This is a genomic window from Nostoc sp. DedQUE09 (assembly GCF_034530915.1).
Taxonomy (GTDB): Bacteria; Cyanobacteriota; Cyanobacteriia; order Cyanobacteriales; family Nostocaceae; genus Nostoc.
In genome coordinates this window covers 82,894-101,508 of the sequence record NZ_JAVRCE010000021.1, presented here as the reverse complement: position 1 = coordinate 101,508, position 18,615 = coordinate 82,894, and the positions used below count along the sequence as shown (strand labels likewise).

Here is an 18,615-nt window from a genome sequence, read left to right as displayed (position 1 = left end):
GTATGCAAGTCCCAGATTGCCCAGAGCCTTACCCTCGCTTTGGCGGTCTTTGATTTCTCTGGCGATTGCTAAGTGTTGCTGATGATACTCAATGGCTTTGGCATAGTTGCCCAAATTTCCGTATGCAAGTCCCAGATTGCCCAGAGCGTTACCCTCGTTTTGGCGGTCTTTGATTTGTTGATAGAGTTTGAGTGCTTGTTGCCAAGACTGAAGCGCTGCTTCAAATTGACTTGTATTAAACTGTTTAATTCCTTGCTCTAACAGCTTGTCTGCTTCTATTTTTCGATTTTGGCTCGTCTGTGCTTGTGGTGAGGTAGTGAGTGTGCAACTGGGAATGAGCAGCAGGCAGGGAAAAAGCACCAGCAGTAGAGGTGGCGCAATCCAGCTAACCAGTCTGAGGTGCAGGTACATTACAGTTAAAATTGGGGATATTACTGAAGATTTTACCTAATGCATTGCCAGGTTGGGAGACTTGAGAGTATGGCAATCTGTATTTTGAAATACTGCTTAATTCTTAATTTAGGTTTGAGAGAGTAAAGTATGTCTTCCATTAAGCGTCGTCAGTTTCTCCAATCGCTCGGTGCATCCCTAACAGTTTTGGGTATCAATCAACTGGGTATGCAGCAAGCGGCTTTAAATTACGGCAAGGTTCTCGCACAGGATACACGCCGTAAACGGGCGCTGCTGGTGGGCATTAATGACTATCCTGGGAGGAGTGCCCAAGATTTAAAGACACAAGGATTGTGGTATCAGTTAAGGGGGGCTGTAAATGATGTGGATCTTCAGCGAGAATTGTTAATTCATCGGTTTGGATTTCATCCAGATGATGTTCTGGTGTTAACAGATCGCCAAGCCACTCGTCAAAATATTCTGGATAAATTTGAGCAGCACCTAATTCAATGGGTCAAGTCGCCAGATGATGTAGTAGTCTTTCACTACTCAGGACATGGCTCAAATGTGATTGACCCCAATCAGGTATTCAAAGATAATCTGAACGGAACCATCGTCCCTTTTGACGCAGATTTACCTGATGGCTATCCCCAGAAAGGTGGCGAAGTTAATGATATTACAGCAGGTACAATCTTTCTGCTGCGGGAAGCCCTTGGTCGCAAAACTAAAAACGTTACATTTATTCTTGATAGTTGCTACTCTGGCGGTGGAGTGCGGGGGAATTTGATTATCAGGTCGCGCCCCGGTCATGTAGAATTGCGAGGCGACGATAGAATCACACGATTGGCAGCTAGTCAAGAAGAATTGGCATATCAGCAGCGCTGGCTGACTGACTTGAAGCTATCTCAGGCAGAATGGATTGCCCGGCGTAGAAAAAATATTGTTAACGGTGCAGCTATTTTCGCTGCCCAGCGCAATCAGGAAGCGGCTGATGCAGCATTTGCTCGTGATGTTCATGCAGGTGTGTTTACATATTCGTTGACTCGACAGCTTTGGCAGCAAACGAGTAATCAGGCGATGGGTAAAGTAGTCGTGGCTGCTGCTGCGAAAACTGAGCAGTTTCTGAAAACTATACAAAATTCTCGTGGGCAAAAGCCGGATATTGAGGTAAAGTCCGGTAGCAATGATGATCAGCAGCCGATGTTTTTTGCCCCGATGCAGAAACCAGCAGCAGAGGCTGTGATTACAGAAATCATAGGAAAGACTGTAAAACTGCTATTAACTGGTGCAGAACCCCAAGTTTTGGAAGCTTTGGGTAAAGGGGCAATATTTACTATTGTGGACGATCGCGGACAAGCACAAGGGACTGTAAAAATAGAGTCACGCGATCGCCTGAATGCAACTGGCTTACTTCAAACTAATTCGGCAATCAAAATTGCTCCGGGAACCGCCTTACAAGAACAAATCCGGGCAATTCCTACTAATCTCAAATTACGGATTGGGTTAGATAAATCACTCAACAGTAAAGTTGCACAACAGGCATTGCGATCGCTCTCCCGGATTGAAGTAGTAACTTTACTAGAGCAGGAAGTACATTACATCTTGGGTAAAATGCTACCTCGTTACCGCCAGGAGTTTGAGAAAAGAGCGATCGCCTACGGCGGGCGTTTCGCCATCGCAGATTTGCCACCTGTAAATAGTATTGGTTTATTCTCGTTGGGATTTGAGCCGATTCCTGGCTCATTTGGGGCAAAAGATGAAAGTATTAATGAAGCAGTCAATCGGCTACAGACGAAATTTAAGTTATTGTTAGCAGCCCGACTGATAAAACTCACACTCAATACCAGTTCATCTCGGTTAAACATTGTTGCTAGTCTTGCAAGTGCAAATACGCAGTCTTTGCTAGCGGAGTCGTTTACAGTCCGTGGGGGTAAGAGCTTATCTCCAAGAATTCAGCCAACGGTAAAATCTCAAACTCAGTCGATTGCCCAAATTGAGGTTGACAAACCCGTACAAATCTCCGTTGAAAATCGAGAAAAGCGTGATTTGCATATAGGAGTATTAATCTTTAGTCCTGATGGAGATATTGATATTTTATTTCCCTTGAGTGAGAGCAAGAATGCTGCACTTGTTTCAGCAGGGGAGACACTTCAAATCCCAATTGAGGCGGAAATGAAAACAGGAGGAAAGATGTCTTTTGGTAAACCCTTGGGGATTGTAGAGGTGTTGATTGTGGCGAGTACAGTACCAATTGACAAAGCATTGAAACCGCTACAGGCATTGATAATGGAACATAAGAACGAACAAAGAAGTGCCACTGAAGTGGCTCAGAAGGCAGAAGATGCAGTAGCTAGTTTACTAGATGACCTTGCTGGCGGGACTCGCGGTGAGACAAAAACCAATATTCGCCAGTTTGATGTTCAACAGATGGCGGCATTATCTATGACGTTTGAGATTGTTGACCAAAAAAGAAATTAGTAATTGCACTCTTGCGATCCTTTGTTTTATTTTCGATCCTACCTATACCTATAAGAGTGGTTTGGTAAATTGTCTGAGCGACAGCGTAACGCATCTAAATTCTACCTAAGATATAGTGAGGGTAAAATTATCAGTAATTTCCCTGATATTAACCGCAATGCCTTTAAGACTCTGGCTGGTTAGCTTATTCACATCGCCACTGCTGCTGACGCTTATTCCCTCACTTGTGCAAACTTCCAGTTATCCCCTCTCTACCTCAGTACAAGCACAGACAAGCCAAGACAAAACAGCAGAAGCTGATAGGTTTTTGCAGAAAGGAAATCAACAATTTAATATTAGCCAATATCAAGCGGCTATCCAATCTTGGCAACAGGCGTTAGCAATTTATCGAGAACTTAAAAATCGCAATGGCGAATCCAACTCGCTGAATAATCTGGGCAGTGCTTACAGTTCCCTTGGGCAATATGCCAAAGCCATCGAATTCTACCAGCAGTCTCTGGCTATTTCTCGCGATATCGGCGATCGCAATGGTCAAGCAGGTTCGCTGAATAATCTGGGCCTTGCTTACAATCACCTGGGGCAATATGCCAAAGCCATAGAGTTCTTTCAACAGTATCTGGCTATTTCTCGCGATATCGGCGCTCACAATGGCCAAGTCAACTCGCTGAGAGGTCTGGGCAATGCTTACAATAAGCTGGGGCAATATGCCAAAGCCATCGAATTCTACCAGCAGTCTCTGGCTATTTCTCGCGATATCGGCGATCACAAAGGCGAAGCTAACTCGCTCATAGGTCTGGGCAATGCTTACAATTACCTGGGGCAATATGCCGAAGACATAGATTTATTTCAAAAGTCTCTGGCTATTTTTCGCGATATCGGCGATCGCAATGGCCAAGCTATTTCGCTGACTAATCTGGGCCTTGCTTACAATAACCTGGGGCAATATGCCAAAGCCATAGAGTTCTATCAACAGTCTGTGGCTATTTTTCGCGATATCGGCGATCGCAATAACCAAGCCAGATCGATGAATAATCTGGGCAATTCTTACAAGGACTTGGGGCAATATGCCAAAGCCATAGAGTTCTATCAACAGTCTCTGGCTATTAAACGCAATATTGGCGATCGCAATGGCCAAGCCAATTCGCTGAATAATCTGGGCAATGCTTACTATAAGCTGGGGCAATATGCCAAAGCCATAGCGTTCGCTCAACAGTCTGTGGCTATTTTTCGCGATAACGGCGATCGCGATGGCCAAGCCCACTCGCTGATGGGTCTGGGCAATGCTTACTATAAGCTGGGGCAATATGCCAAAGCCATAGAGTTATATCAACAGTCTCTGGCTATTTTTCGCGATATCGGCAATCGCGAAGGCGAAGGGCTTACTCTAGCTAGCATTGGCTTAACACTAGAAAAACAGAAGCAATCAGAATTAGCCATTGTCTTTTACAAACAATCGGTGAATGTGCGTGAAAATATCCGGCAAGATATCCGCAAATTACCCCGTGAGCAGCAAGAGTCATATACTCAAACTGTGGCAGATACTTATCGCCGTCTGGCTGACTTGTTGCTCTCGCAAGGACGAGTTATCGAAGCCCAACAAGTCTTGGAACTATTAAAAATTCAGGAACTGCGAAACTATACCAGAGATACCAGAGCAGGTGGTGAAACTCAGGGAAGTCCTCTAACTCCGATGGAATCGCGCGTAGTTCCGCCCTATAACAGCGTAGTGAATCTAGGGCTAAAACTAACTCAATGCGAACTTAAACCTCCTTATTGCCCAGAACGCGATCAACTGCGAGCCTCACGAGATCAAGCCAATGCAAAATTTAACAAAGAAGCAGACAAACTCAGAGCTTTAGCCAAGCAACAAGGCGAAAAAGATCCGGCTCAGATTCAGCAAGAGGAACTCACGGTTGCAGCACAAAAGGTAGTTAAATCCCAACCCAAAACGGTGTTAATTTATCCCTTGGTGCTGGAAGATAAACTCTGGCTGGTTTGGGGTACTCAAGCCGGAAAACAGGGGGTTGTTTTTAATAGCAAAGTTGTACCAGTAGGACGGAAGGAACTAGCTACAACAGTCGTAGAGTTTCGACAATTGCTGGAACAGCCAGGGGATGTCAAAAAGTTACAAAAAGTCAGTCAAAAACTTTACCAATGGCTAATTGAACCGTTACGAGCCGAGTTAGACGCTAATAATATTCAGAATTTGGTGTTTTCCCTTGACCGTTCCACCCGCTACATCCCAATGGCTGCGCTGTTCGACGGGAAAAAATATTTAATTGAATCCTTCAATACTTGTACTATTTTGACTGCGGGGTTAACCGACACAAGCGATCGTCTTTCACCGAAAATTGAAAACAATCCCATACTGGCTTTAGGCTTATCCGAGCAGGTTGGCAACTTCAATTCACTCCCTAATGTTAAAGATGAAATTAATGGCATCATCCGCAGTCAGAGCAATCCCAATGGTATTTATCCAGGTTTGTCCCGAATCAATAAAGATTTTACCAAAGATGCTTTTAAGTATCTGATTGATCATCGGATTTTACATATTGCTACCCACGCTCAATTTACCTCTCAAAACCCAGAAGATTCTTTTATAGTTTTGGGAGATGGTAATTTGTTTAAGATTCCAGAAGTGAAAAACTTAATTGATTTAGGCGGAATTAATCTCGTGGTGCTATCCGCTTGTGAAACGGCGCGGGGTGGAGAAGATAAAGAAGGTATTGAGGTATCTGGCCTCAGCTACTATTTTCTTACCAGTGGCGCTAAATCAGTGATTGCTTCTCTGTGGCTGGTCAATGATGCCAGTACCAGCCAATTAATGCGATATTTGTATCAAAATCTCGCCACTGGCAAGATAACCAAAACAGAAGCCCTACGTCAAGCACAACTCACCATGATTGCAGGTAAGAATCAAAACAGCGACACCAAAGACCGAAGCAGTGTGAGATTGACACCAGGGAATAGCGGACAAACTGCAACCATTTCCCGGAATCTCAGCCACCCTTACTATTGGGCACCGTTCATCCTCATCGGTAATGGATTGTGAAAAAATCTATTGTCTCAAACAAGCGCTATTAAAAAATGTAATTTTTTGTTTACTGATTTGGTGTAAGTAAAGCCAATAAATAATTAATGGTAAAATCACCGATAGGCTAAGTAAAATCATAGAAAAGTTGAGTGAAAAATGCCACCAGAAGATTCTTTGCTAGAAAGTAAAACTAGAGCGAATCAGTTATTGTTAGAGGGGACTACGAGTTTTGATAATAAAGATTATGAAGCTGCGATCGCTTTATATCAACAAGCAATAGAAATTTTTCGGGAACTGCAATTAAAAAGAGATGAGGGGCTTGTACTTAATGCCATAGGATTGTCTTATTATTATTTAAGTTCCTACACTAAGGCTAAACAATCACTTGAAGAATCGTTAACTATCTTTAGAGCAGAAGACTCAAGGGATATACAGCAAGAAGGACGAGTTTTAAACAATCTCGGCATACTTTATGATGCTACGGAAGATTTTGCTCAAGCGAAAGAAAGCTATGAACTGGCTTTGAAAATTTTTGAAGAGACTGAGGATCAAGTTGAGCAAGCCAAGGTCATCAATAATTCCAGCTATAGCCAGTACCTTCAGCAAGATTATAAATCAGCTTATGAAAAGCTCCCTATGGCATTTAATATCTTCCGGGAAGCAAACGCACAACCAGGTCTAGAAATTGTCCGTCGTAACTTGATCAATACAGCAATGCGCCTAGTGGAAGAAAAGCCAGATAAAGGGGATGGCAATCATGATAAATCTCCCCCACCCCCCTTTGAAAAATGATTACTGCTATTTTCAGCAGTAGATTCATTTAAAAACCCTGAACCTTAAAAGTATGCGGTGTTATTGTGAGAACGATTCAGATATATCGCTTTAGTTTAGGTTGTTTGCTAATTATTGCATTAATCATTTTTAGGAATACTCCAGCATATTCACAGCCTACTTTTAAACACAACCAAAGTTCGTCACTATTAATTCTCAAAATTAGAGCAAAACAATTATTGAATCAGGGAGTACAACAATATACTGAGGGTAATAACGATGCCGCAATTAATAGTTATAAACAAGCTATATTGATGTATTATCAACTAAATGACCGTAAAGGTATAGGGCTGACATATAGTGTTCTTGGGCGTGCCTACGACAATGCTGACAAATATAAAGATGCAATTATTGCCTACCAAAAAGCCATAAAATTTTTCCAAGAGCTAGGAGAAAACACGCTAGAAGCAAATCAATTTAATAATTTAGGTGCCACCTACGATTTGTTAGGAAACTACCCCGCAGCTTTATCAGCTTATAAAAAAGCGCTAGTTATATTTAAGCAATTAAACAACTTAGTTGAGTTAGCTAGAACACTCACTAATATGAGTTATACCTACTACAACTTAGGAAAGTATGCTGATGCTTTAAACCAAAATGAGACTGCTTTAAAAATTCGTCGAACTTTAAAGGATAAACGAGGAGAGGGTATCACTTTACAACAAATTGGCGATATTTATCTAGAACTAGGACGATATTCTGAGTCTCTGGAATATTATCAACAATCTGTGGTTGTTTTAAAAAGTATTAATGAACCTAAGTTCCAAGGAGTTGCTGTAAGTGGGATTGGATATGTTTATGCCGAACAAGGTTTACATACTAAAGCTTTACTATTTTATCAACAGGCTTTAACTTTATATCGCCAAGCTGGTAGTCGCGCAGAAGAAGGACATACCCTTAATGGTATGGGTGATGCTTATCTATTTTTGAAAAAATATGACAAAAGCTTGGATTTATTAAATCAAGCGTTACAAATTTCTCGTGCAATTGGAGATCGTCAATACGAAGGCAGAAATTTAAATAGTTTAGGTAACTTTTATAAACTAAAAAACAACTTTAGCGAGTCTTTAGAATTATATCAGCAAGCTTTAGCGATTAGTCAGGAAATTGGCGATCGGCCAGGTGAGCGAATTACTTTAAGTGCGATTGGTGATTTGCTAGCCCAACGCAAACCAGAACTTGCCATTATTTTTTACAAACAAGCTGTGAATGTCACAGAAAGCATTCGTCGAGACTTACGAGTTCTTTCCCGCGAACATCAAAAATCCTATACACAAACCGTAGCAAATACTTATCGCAGTTTGGCTAACCTTTTACTCTCCCAAGGACGAGTTCTCGAAGCCCAACAAGTCTTGGAACTATTAAAAATCCAAGAATTACGCGATTTTACCCGCAATACCAGAGCAGGAGGCGAAACCACAGGTATCGCTTTAGCCCGTATTGAAGAAGACATCCTCAATAAATTTGGTACACTGATCGCCTTTGGTGCGAAAGTTTACGAATGCGAACAGCAAAAATGTAGCAAACTAAGCCAACTGCGCGACCAACTCGATGCCCTAACCACAAAATTCAGCCAAGATTCTAACGCCTTTCGGAAAACCCTACAAGATAGACTAGCTAGCGACCCCGCCCTCCTCGAACCCGCCCAAATGAGCAGTACTGCCGCCAAAATCGTCACGGTTGAACCAGGCACTGTATTAATTTATCCTCTGGTTTTAAAAGACAAAATCCGTATCCTTCTGGCGGCTAGGGCAGGAGAAGAAGGAGTAGTTTTCCGCAGTTTTGAAACACCTGTCAGTCAAGAGCAACTTTGGAAAACCGTTGCTCAGTTTAGAACCCAACTATCCAGTACTGGCGAACTGGTTGCGGTGAAAGTCACCAGTCAACAACTATATGATTGGCTTATTAAACCCCTAGAAAGCGAACTCAAGGATAAGACTGTGCAGCATCTGGTGTTTGCCCTTGACCGTTCCACCCGCTACATCCCGATGGCAGCCCTGTTTGATGGGCAGCAATATCTGATTCAACGCTATAGAATTTCAACGGTTCTGAATGCAGGGTTAACTGATGTCAGCGATCGCCTTCCCCCTGACAAACAAGATAACCATGTTCTGGCAATGGGTGTATCCAAAGGATTTTCGGGGTTTAATCCCTTGTCTAATGTGCCACAAGAATTAGATGCGATTGTTCAGCAGTCAGGAAATGAACAGGTCGGTATTTTTCCAGGCTTGAAGTTGCTTAACGAAGCTTTCGATTTCCGAGCTTTGCGAGATAATTTAACAGGCAATAAGATACTACACATCGCCACTCACGGCAAATTTGAAGCAGGTCGTCCTGAAAATTCCTTTCTTCTCTCCGGCACTGGGGATAAATTAACAGTTGAACAAATTCAAAATCTGCAAAATTATATGAAGGATACCCATTTAGTAGTGCTTTCTGCCTGTGAAACTGCTCTAGGTGGTGTAGATGCTGATGGGATTGAGATGTCTGGCATTAGCTTCTATTTTCTCACCAACGGAGCTAAGGCGGTGATTGCTTCCCTTTGGCTAGTTAATGATGCCAGCACTAGCCAACTGATGCAACAATTTTACCAGAATCTTTCTACTGGCAAGATGACCAAAGCTGAAGCACTCCGGCAAGCTCAGATCACTATGATCACAGGTAAAAACCTAAGCAGCGATACCCAGGATCAGAGAAGTAGCGTGAAGTTTACACCAGGGACAAGCGAACAATCTGCACCCATCTCTCGCAATCTCAGCCATCCTTACTACTGGGCACCATTTATTCTCATTGGCAATGGATTGTAGATTATGTCCCAATCAAACATGTCTACAACAACTCTAGAACAGGCAATTGAACAGTATGCTACTGTTTTACAAAGATTGGTGCAAAAGACAAAGCCAGCAACGCCATCTGCTGTGAGTCCCACTAAATCTGAGGATGCCGAACAGCCTGCTGATACCAAGTTACATTTCAATGTAGAAGCTAAGACACCAAACACAGGTAATTCATCAGATGTGGTATCGTCAATAACACCTGTAAATATAACTGTGGCTGAGAATCAATCTATTCCTGCTCTTGTATTGGAAGTGCTGACTAAGCGCGATCGCGTACAGGCTGTACTAGAAATCATCAAAAACTCACCAGAATTAGCCCCTCCCTCTGGCGAAAGCTTAGAAAAACTTAGCCACCTTGATGAAACCTTGAGAAAACAAGCAGGAGCGATCGCACCTTTTACCCAATCTGCTGATTGGAGAGCCAGCTTTAGCCCCAAAGAAACCTATTGGTGGTGGTTTCTCAAAGCTCCCACAACGCCCTGGAGCGATCGCCTCGATTGGCTATGGAGTGCTGTTTCTGTTACCCTCCTCACTGTTTCTCTGGGCTTAATGGGTGATATTGCCCCCCGCTTTATCACAGGTGGCCCCGATTCCTTTGGAGCCTTTACAGTCAGTGCCCAAAGCATTCTCACTCTTTTAGTAGCAGGTGGCGCACTGACAAAAGCTGGACAAGAAGCCCTAAAAAGCTTTCTCAAAGCTATTAATATCCCAGAAAAGTATTGGCATGAACTAGGTGCATTCGGTTCTTTACTACTAGTATGTATCTTCTTTAGTCTTCGCCAATCTTTACCACAAATTGGTACAACTTTTTATACAAATCCCGGAATTGAAAGTCGTAGAGATGGTGATTGGAGTAGCGCTGAAGAACAATTTAAACGAGCAATTCAACTCAATGCTGATGATGCTCAAGCACATTTCCAATTGGGCTTACTTTATGAGGACTTACAACTTATAGATCAAGCTCGCCCCCAATATCAACTAGCTATCCAAGGGGGTATTCCTGCGGCTACCAATAATTTGGCACGACTCAACATTATGAAAAAAGAGTATATTGCTGCGGTTTCTTTATTACTCAAAGCATTAGATACAGATAAAAAACAGCCTTTAGATGCGAAAACTAAATACGCAGTTCTCAAAAATCTTGGTTGGGCAAGGCTCAAGCAGGGAAACCACCCAGATGCAGAAGCAAAGTTATTAGAAGCAATTAACTTAAAATCTCATATTAAGCCTAAGCTAGAAAATTATGAAATTGCTGCTCCTCATTGCATCCTTGCACAAGTAATGGAAGCTCAGAAAGAGAAGAAAGCAGCACTGACAGAGTGGAAAACTTGCAATCAGTATGCCAACATTACCATTCCTGAACAAGATGAATGGGCTGCGATCGCTCAAAAGCGCTTAATACCATAGGGGATAGGTAAATGATTCATATTGGGAAAACGCCGAAATTTATAGTCTTGGCATTTGCAATCATCATGCTACCCTTATCTGCGATTGCCCAAACTGCCCGCATCCAATCTATTTCTGGCACAGGCAAAGTGAGAGTCCAACGCGAAAAACGAACGAATTGGCTCCCTGTTCGCCCTGCAACGGAATTATATCAAGGCGATCAAATTTTTCTCGACAAAGGAGTTAGAGTTTATCTCCAATGTCCTGGAGTAAGTAATCCTGTACTTGTGAGAACAGGCGTAGTATCAGGTATGGGTTCGCTTTGTATTAACTGGGCAAATACAGAGTCTAGAGGTTCTCAAGCTGCGGAAACATTGGGTGGAGTTAATGCTTCTATTCCCTATCTAATTTTTCCCCGCCATGCTCTGTTGCTGAGTGCTACTCCCTTACTTCGCTGGAACCTAGTATCTGGAGTCACAGAGTACAGCATCGAGGTAACAGGGCCAAAAGGTTTAATGTGGAGAACCAAAACCAAGGCAAATCAGATAATTTATGCTGGTAAAGCTTTAGAAGCTGGGATACCTTATTCTATGATTGTACGCACCAATACTGGAAAATCTTCTCAGGAAGATAGTAGCCCCAATCGTGAGCAAAAGGCTTCTAACCTAGAGTTTGTTATTCTACATCAATCTGAAGCCGCTTCAGTAAAAGCTCAAGCTGCCAAAATTTCTCCCACACCTTTGACTAACGAAGCTTCTGCTTTAAGTTTGACGAATTTTTACGGTAACTATGTTTTGCCTGAATCTGTTATTTCAGCCTATAAATTGCCTGCCAATGTCTACAAAACCTATAGCTTAACTAGCGAAGCGATAGCGATTTTAGAATCTTTGATTCAACGAGGAAAGCAATCGCCCTTAATTCACCGTACTTTAGGCGATCTCTACTGGCAAACTGGGCTTTTTCGTCTAGCAGAAGCCCATTATCTCAAAGCAATCGACTCAGTTCAGGGATTAGAAGATATGGAAGATTGGACACTAGCTCAGTATAGTTTAGGGCAAATATATGCAGCGATTAACTATCCTAAGCAAGCGTTGGAACATTATAGTCAAGCAAGAGTAGGCTATATTTTCCTTGGAGATTCAGGACGTGCAGATGTTCTCCAACGCCGGATAGAAAGACTCAAAAAAACCGCAGTTAATTCAGCAAATGTAAAAAATTAGGTTGGTTTTCAATTGTACAGACTTGGCAAGTTTGACTAAATGCCAAGATTAACACTAGAACAGTTAAACGAGATTGCCAAGCCATTGAATTGTTCAACTGGTGAGCTTTGAGAATCTGAACTAGATGATAGTGATGGGAAGGAATTTTCTATTGTAGATATAGAGTGAGTGCGATCGCGCTTTATCTTCTCAGCCAAAAGCTCAATTGCCTGACACAGACGAGTACTTATACTTATGTGACAGTTTCCAACTTTATTATTTGCAGCGAAGGCCAGATAAAAGACAAATTGGATTAGAGTTTCCAACTTTATTTTTTCAAGCCTGTTCGATATCAAACAGAAAATCAAGGCTTTTAGCCATTCTGAGTATCCAACTATATTCTCGTTGTACAAGGTTTTCATCAAAGATTTGGGTTTGGGGACATAATGCTTTCTCTAAAAGCCCATGAACTATCGCCAATACTGGACTCTTTTTCAGAAAACGCTCAAGAGCTAGTTCTGATGATATAGCTCAATGCGATCGCCTCCGGTGGGCGGTTACGCGATCGCAAAAAGTCTTGCTAAATAATTGTAATAATATTTAATATGAGTCTAGGTTGTGTAATTTAGATTAACTATTGCAGAGAAATTCTCTCAGACTGAGTAAAATGACAAATACAACGAGGCAACTATTTTATGGATTAGTTACCCTAGAACTGGAGACTATGTTTTCAGTCCTGAGTTACTTCTGTATTTTGCCTCTGAGGCATATTAATTTAGACCACACCAAATCCTTCATTAAGAGCTCCCACTAATCATAATGGCTGTGATTGAGAAGAAAAGAACTCGCGATCTGCCCCAAATTAACGAACGAATTCGCTTCCCGAAAATTCGGGTCATTGACACTGACGGTGCCCAACTGGGAATTATGCCCCCACTGGAAGCACTACAACTAGCAGAAGAAAAAGAGCTAGATTTGGTGCTAATCAGCGATAAAGCTGATCCGCCAGTTTGTCGGATTATGGACTACGGGAAATACAAGTTTGAGCAGGAAAAAAAGGCGCGGGAAGCCCGGAAAAAACAGCACACGGCTGATGTCAAAGAAGTTAAAATGCGCTACAAAATAGAAGAACACGACTACAACGTGCGTGTTAAGCAAGCAGAGCGCTTTTTGAAAGATGGCGATAAAGTCAAAGCAACTGTGATGTTCCGGGGTCGAGAAATTCAACACAGCGACCTAGCAGAAGATTTGCTTAAGCGAATGGCAACGGATTTAGAGCCTTTTGGTGAGCTTCAACAAGCGCCTAAAAAAGAAGGACGAAACATGATGATGCTCATCTCGCCTAAAAAATAATTCTCTAACTGTTTAATAGACCAAGTTTGAAAATCCCCTGACTAGAAGTCGGGGGATTTTTTCATCTTTCATTTGGATGCAGCACCCAAAGCTCTAAGCTCGTTTAAATTTATCTAAAATCGATAGTCCTGAACGCTGAATGGGAAACATAATACTCAGTTGCTCAGGACTTTTGCTATTTCCAGGGAATGGGGGACAAGGAGGTATATTTCTTTCCCCTCTGCCCCTCTGCCCCCTGCTCCCCTGCCTCCCCATTGCGCGGTGATACTACCAGAAAATAAAACTGCATGGAACTGAAAAATCACTGGTTGACTGCAAATAAAGTTGCTTTACCACGACTACTACAGTGGGTGAATCTCCGACCAGAGGAGAGCGAACGAACCCAGATAATGTTTCTTTTTTACACAATTGTCTGTGTAGGATTGCGGTGGGCAGAAGACAGTACGGTGGCGCTGTTTTTGGATGAATATGGAACTCACCTGCTGCCGTGGATGTATATTGCTAGTGCGGTAATGAGCGCCGGACTGGTTTTTTTATACTCTTGGCTGCAAAAGATTTTTCCCTTACGTCGGGTAATTGTGGCGATCGCACCTTGCATGTTGATGCCATTAGTTTTATTAGTTGTATTACGTTGGGGATCGCATTTTTCCTACCTGGCAGTGATTTCGGCATTTCTGCTGCGGCTTTGGGTAGATGCACTTTATGTGGTAAATGACCTCAATACTTCCATTGTCGCCAACCAAATATTTAATATTCGAGAGATTAAACGGACTTACCCACTGGTGAGTAGTGGGCTTTTAGTAGCAGATGTGATCAGTGGCTTTAGTTTGCCTTGGCTAGTGCAATACACCACGTTGAATAAGATCATCCTCATCGCCTGTATCGTGATTTTATTAGGATCGGCGATTCTATTTTATTTAACTCATCACTATCGAGCAGCTTTTCCTGAAACCCCACAAAGACTAGTTACTGAACAACAAGCTTCACGAGAGCGTTTCATTAAAAGTCCCCTGAAGCGTTACGTCTGGCAGTTGTTTGCCTTTGTGGGATTGTTGCAAGTTATTGGGTTGTTAATAGATTTTCAGTATCTGCGCGAACTCCAATCCAATTTGAGCGACCGAGAACTTGCGAGCTTTTTGGGTCTTTTTGGTGGGATGTTGGGACTGTGTGAGTTGTTGTTGCAGTGGTTTTTTTCTAGCCGACTCATCGAACGCATGGGGGTATTTTTCACTGCGACGCTTTTACCAATCACCGTCGGCTTTTCACTCCCAGGGGTGCTGGTATTGCTGCATTTAATTCCAGCCATCCAATCGCAAAGCTTTTTCTGGGGTTTAATAATTGTCAAATTCTGCGATGAACTTCTCCGCTACACCTTTGTTATGAGTAGCGGCCCCATCCTGTATCAACCGATTCCAGAGACAATTCGCAGCCGGATGCAGACTTTATCTGGTGGAACCGCCGAAGCGATCGCCACAGGTTTGACAGGAGCGCTAATTTTTGTAACTATCTTGTTTTGTGGGCGGTTTGTACCCGAACCACTACAAAAATGGGTGTTGGTAGCAGAAACAATGCTGATAACTGGCACTTGTTTAACAGTAGTTTGGGAATTGCGATCGCGCTATGTGGAACTGTTAGTCTTGAGTGTAGCGCGGGGTCACTTGAGTGCAAGCAATGTCGGCTTGCGATTTTTCAAACAGGGTGTAGTCAAAGCTTTAGCAGAAAAAGGTAGTGAGGCTGATAAACGCTCCTGCATTGAACTTTTAGCCCAAATTGACTCTCAAGGAGCGGCGGAAGTTTTAGCCCCGCTACTAGTGAAGTTAACCCCAGATTTGCAGCGCCAAAGTTTGGAAGTGATGCTGATGGGAGGTGTAAATCCGGTTTATCTAGCCGCCATCCGTCCTTTGTTAGAAGAATCTCAAGAAACGAACCCCGAAGTTTTTGCCTTAGCGCTGCGTTACGTTTGGCTGGCTGAACCAAATCCCAATTTAAGCCTCCTAGAAGAATACCTGAACCCCCGGCAAAACTCACTCATCCGCGCCACCGCCGCCGCTTTAGTCTTACGCCAAGGAACGCCCATGCAAAAGGTAGCAGCTACCCAAACCATGCGCCGGATGCTGACTCATAAGCAAGAACGGGAACGGGTGAATGGAGTCAGAGCGCTCAGAGAAGCAGTTTATTTGCAGGCATTGCGGATTCATATCCCGAATTTATTACAAGATGAGTCGTTACGGGTGCGCTGTGCCGTATTAGAAATGATTTCAGCCACCCATTTAGAAGAGTATTATTCGGCACTGATTGCAGCCCTTTATTACAAATCAACCCGCAGTACAGCCATGTCAGCTCTAGTGCGACTAGAAAATGAAGCTTTAGAAATGCTGTTGCGGTTGGCTACCAATATTTACAAACCAGAAGTAGTGCGGATGTACGCTTGGCGTACCATTGCTCAAGTCGGTACTCAGCAAGCATTGGAAACTTTATGGGAGAACTTGGAAATATCCTGGGGTACTACTAGGGATCATATTCTCCGCAGCTTACTAAAAATCCACAAACAACCAGGAATTAAAGGTTTAGTAGATCGATTTTATGAAAGTCGGGTAGAAAATTTAATTAAGCAGGAATTAAAATTTTTAGGTGAAATTTACGCTGCATATATCGACTTCCAAACACTAGACCAAAAAGAAAATTATCAATCCAATCAGAGGATTGTAATTGTCTCGGAATTATTGCAACGTGCCCTTCTAGAATTGGAATTGGATGTGAAAGAGCGGCTGCTACTATTACTGAAACTGCTTTACTCACCAGAAAAAATGCAGGCAGCATCCTTCAATCTGCGATCGCTCTCAGTGGTAAACTTAGCCAGAGGGTTAGAAATCTTAGAGCATACCGTAACTTTATCTTCAAAGTCTTTATTGCTGAATATTTTAGATAACCGACCACAGGCAGAAAAATTGCAATATCTTGTCGAAGCCAAGATCGTAGAATATGAGAACATGGTAGTTAGCGATCGCCTGCACAGATTGCTGATGTTAGGTAATTTCCTTTCTGACTGGTGTCTAGCTTGCTGTTTTCATTATGCTCAAGTAAGTCGCATCCGACTGACCAGTTCTGAGATACTAGTGAGTTTGCGTCATCCCACCGGCTTTGTCAGAGAAGCTGCGATCGCATATTTAAATATGGTTTCATATCGCGTTCTCCTGCAAATCCTCCCCCAGTTACAAAAAGATCCACATCCTTTGGTGTCCGCTCAAGTTAAAGAGTTACTCGAAAAATACCAATTCAAAAATTACAATTAAAAAACCTCCGCGTGAATAATCTTGTGATTTCTATTGCTGCTAAAGGATTTCAAATAAAAAATATCTAATAACTGTGCAAGCTATTCTTAAGCAGAGGGAGCAGAATTACAGCTATTTTCAGGTAAATAGACCACGCGGTAAGGGCACAACAATGCTGTGCCCTTACGATGATGTGGTTCAAATACATGAAAATTGCCCTAATGACAAATGACAAATGACTATTTGTTAACCTGTAAACTGAAGTAAAAATTCAAAAAATATCAGAAATCATGTACGTACTCATCGGTGGAGCAGGCTTAGTCGGCTTAAGTTTAGCGCAAAAACTAGTAGAACTAGGGCATACTGTTGGCGTAATTGATGTTGACCCTATCGCTTGCCGCTATGCCCGCGAACAAGTGGGAGCAATGGCCTTTGAAGGCAGTGCTGTGAGTACAGAAGTATTGTTAGAAGCTGGGATTCGCAAAGCTGGTTCCTTGGCAGCAGTCCTCAGAAGTGATGCCTTAAATTTGGCAATGGTAACTCTTGCTAAACACTACGGCGTCACCCATATTTTGAGTCGAATGCGTCACCCCGACTTTGCCGAACCACTGCGGATAGCTGGAGCCAACCATATTATCAGTACTGTTGAACTATCAGTTTCAACAATGGTGAACGCTATTGAGTATCCGCAAGTGGAATCAATGATGCATTTTGAGCAGGGACAGATTGAGGTTCTGAAACTTTCCATACCCAACAATTGTTATGTTGCTGGCCGTAGCGTTGCCGAAATTGCTCAAGATTCCCAATTCCCTACTGGTTCGCTAATTATTGGCTATCAATCCCATCCCCACGAAGATTTGATGATTCCTAATGGCAGTACAATACTGGAACCTCATTCAACTGTGCTGATTGTGACTAAACCAGGATCTTTACATCAAGTCATTGATTTTATTCAACAAAGATGTTGAGCGCAGTTACTAGCTAAACTGCTTATTTGGCGGAGTTAGCTACACATATATAAAAAATTAGTGTAAATAGTTTTAATGAAGCTGTATAAATATATTTATTTAGCGATCGCTGTTATTATTCTTGCATCTTGTCAATCAACACCCAAATCACAACCCAATGCCATTCCAGCAACCCCATTGCAAAAAACAGTGACGCTGGATAAGAATTTTAAGATAGCCAGCGGTGAAACTCTTTATGTTCCGGTCTACTCTCATATCTATCATCACAATCGTCAAGAGATTTTTGAGTTAGCAGTTACGCTTAGTATTCGGAATACAGATTTGACTAATCCGATTATTGTTACTTCTGTGCGCTACTATAACTCAGAAGGGAAATTAGTTAAGCAGTATTTAGAGCGCCCTATTCAACTTGATGCACTAGCTTCAACAGATTTTTTTATCAATAGAAATGACACCAGTGGAGGTTTAGGCGCCAACTTCATTGTCGAGTGGGTAGCCCAAACAGAAATATCCGAACCGATAGTAGAGGCAGTCATGATTGGTACTGACTTTCAACAAGGAATTTCTTTTATCAGTCCTAGTAGAGTAATTAAAAATCAAAATAACTATAAGCGATCGCCTTTAAAATAGAAATTTTAAAAAGCTAATTTATCATTTCCTCCTTCATTTCCTCGTTCCCATGCGGAGCATGGGAATGCATTCATTGAGTCTCTGACTCAATCTTTAGCTGGAGGCAACAGAATCCTAATCAGCCAAAACTCAGAGGTTCATCAACGAAGCTCAAAGGTTCAGCGACAAAGCTCAGAGGTTCAGCGACAAAGCTCAAAGGTTCAGCGACAAAGCTCAGAGGTTCATCAACGAAGCTCA

The 18,615-nt window shown here is 42.4% G+C and carries 12 protein-coding genes; 10 read left to right on the top strand and 2 right to left on the bottom strand.

All coding sequences use genetic code 11. The features are described from left to right. Positions 1–411, bottom strand: a 411-nt coding sequence (locus RMY27_RS15770) for a tetratricopeptide repeat protein (protein WP_322664708.1), incomplete at its 3' end; no start/stop codon positions are given. Between the two features lie 129 nt (positions 412–540). Here RMY27_RS15770 and RMY27_RS15765 point away from each other — a divergent pair. The 6 genes from RMY27_RS15765 (at position 541) to RMY27_RS15740 (ending at position 12,176) form a co-directional block, all read left to right on the top strand. Next, the gene (locus RMY27_RS15765) at positions 541–2,868 is read left to right on the top strand and encodes a caspase family protein (protein ID WP_322664706.1); all 2,328 of its coding nucleotides are present in this window, start codon (positions 541–543) and stop codon (positions 2,866–2,868) included. A 157-nt stretch (positions 2,869–3,025) separates the two neighbouring features. Further along, positions 3,026–5,920 (top strand): CHAT domain-containing protein, encoded by a 2,895-nt coding sequence (locus RMY27_RS15760; protein ID WP_322664704.1) that lies wholly within the window; start codon positions 3,026–3,028, stop codon positions 5,918–5,920. A gap of 138 nt (positions 5,921–6,058) precedes the next feature. After that, complete coding sequence (locus tag RMY27_RS15755) at positions 6,059–6,694, top strand: tetratricopeptide repeat protein (protein ID WP_322664702.1); 636 nt, start codon at positions 6,059–6,061, stop codon at positions 6,692–6,694. A gap of 65 nt (positions 6,695–6,759) precedes the next feature. Continuing rightward, entirely contained in the window at positions 6,760–9,540 is a 2,781-nt protein-coding gene (locus RMY27_RS15750; RefSeq protein ID WP_322664701.1) for a CHAT domain-containing protein, read from the top strand. Positions 9,541–9,543: 3 nt separating this feature from the next. Next, on the top strand, positions 9,544–10,977 hold the full coding sequence (locus RMY27_RS15745; protein WP_322664699.1) for a tetratricopeptide repeat protein: 1,434 nt from the start codon (positions 9,544–9,546) through the stop codon (positions 10,975–10,977). Positions 10,978–10,988: 11 nt separating this feature from the next. Then, entirely contained in the window at positions 10,989–12,176 is a 1,188-nt protein-coding gene (locus RMY27_RS15740) for a tetratricopeptide repeat protein (RefSeq protein ID WP_322664697.1), read from the top strand. Positions 12,177–12,491: 315 nt separating this feature from the next. On the opposite strand, the gene RMY27_RS15735 is transcribed toward RMY27_RS15740, so the two are convergent. Further along, on the bottom strand, positions 12,492–12,635 hold the full coding sequence (locus RMY27_RS15735; RefSeq protein ID WP_322664695.1) for a hypothetical protein: 144 nt from the start codon (positions 12,633–12,635) through the stop codon (positions 12,492–12,494). 339 nt (positions 12,636–12,974) lie between these two features. Between RMY27_RS15735 and infC the strand changes: the two genes are divergently transcribed. The 4 genes from infC (at position 12,975) to RMY27_RS15715 (ending at position 18,378) form a co-directional block, all read left to right on the top strand. Continuing rightward, positions 12,975–13,508, top strand: coding sequence for a translation initiation factor IF-3 (infC, locus tag RMY27_RS15730; RefSeq protein WP_099103961.1), 534 nt, complete (start codon positions 12,975–12,977; stop codon positions 13,506–13,508). Positions 13,509–13,795: 287 nt separating this feature from the next. Continuing rightward, on the top strand, positions 13,796–16,801 hold the full coding sequence (locus RMY27_RS15725) for an MFS transporter (RefSeq protein ID WP_322664693.1): 3,006 nt from the start codon (positions 13,796–13,798) through the stop codon (positions 16,799–16,801). Positions 16,802–17,070: 269 nt separating this feature from the next. After that, the gene (locus RMY27_RS15720; protein WP_322664691.1) at positions 17,071–17,748 is read left to right on the top strand and encodes a TrkA family potassium uptake protein; all 678 of its coding nucleotides are present in this window, start codon (positions 17,071–17,073) and stop codon (positions 17,746–17,748) included. 75 nt (positions 17,749–17,823) lie between these two features. Continuing rightward, a complete protein-coding gene (locus RMY27_RS15715) occupies positions 17,824–18,378 on the top strand; it encodes a DUF3124 domain-containing protein (RefSeq protein ID WP_322664689.1) in 555 nt (184 codons plus the stop codon). Positions 18,379–18,615: the final 237 nt, after the last annotated feature.

Bases quoted from the DNA above. Each gene is read 5' to 3' on its own strand.
- RMY27_RS15765 (WP_322664706.1), top strand. From the start codon at position 541: ATGTCTTCCATTAAGCGTCGTCAGTTTCTCCAATCGCTCGGTGCATCC.
- RMY27_RS15760 (WP_322664704.1), top strand. From the start codon at position 3,026: ATGCCTTTAAGACTCTGGCTGGTTAGCTTATTCACATCGCCACTGCTG.
- RMY27_RS15755 (WP_322664702.1), top strand. From the start codon at position 6,059: ATGCCACCAGAAGATTCTTTGCTAGAAAGTAAAACTAGAGCGAATCAG.
- RMY27_RS15745 (WP_322664699.1), top strand. From the start codon at position 9,544: ATGTCCCAATCAAACATGTCTACAACAACTCTAGAACAGGCAATTGAA.
- RMY27_RS15740 (WP_322664697.1), top strand. From the start codon at position 10,989: ATGATTCATATTGGGAAAACGCCGAAATTTATAGTCTTGGCATTTGCA.
- infC (WP_099103961.1), top strand. From the start codon at position 12,975: ATGGCTGTGATTGAGAAGAAAAGAACTCGCGATCTGCCCCAAATTAAC.
- RMY27_RS15725 (WP_322664693.1), top strand. From the start codon at position 13,796: ATGGAACTGAAAAATCACTGGTTGACTGCAAATAAAGTTGCTTTACCA.
- RMY27_RS15720 (WP_322664691.1), top strand. From the start codon at position 17,071: ATGTACGTACTCATCGGTGGAGCAGGCTTAGTCGGCTTAAGTTTAGCG.
- RMY27_RS15715 (WP_322664689.1), top strand. From the start codon at position 17,824: ATGAAGCTGTATAAATATATTTATTTAGCGATCGCTGTTATTATTCTT.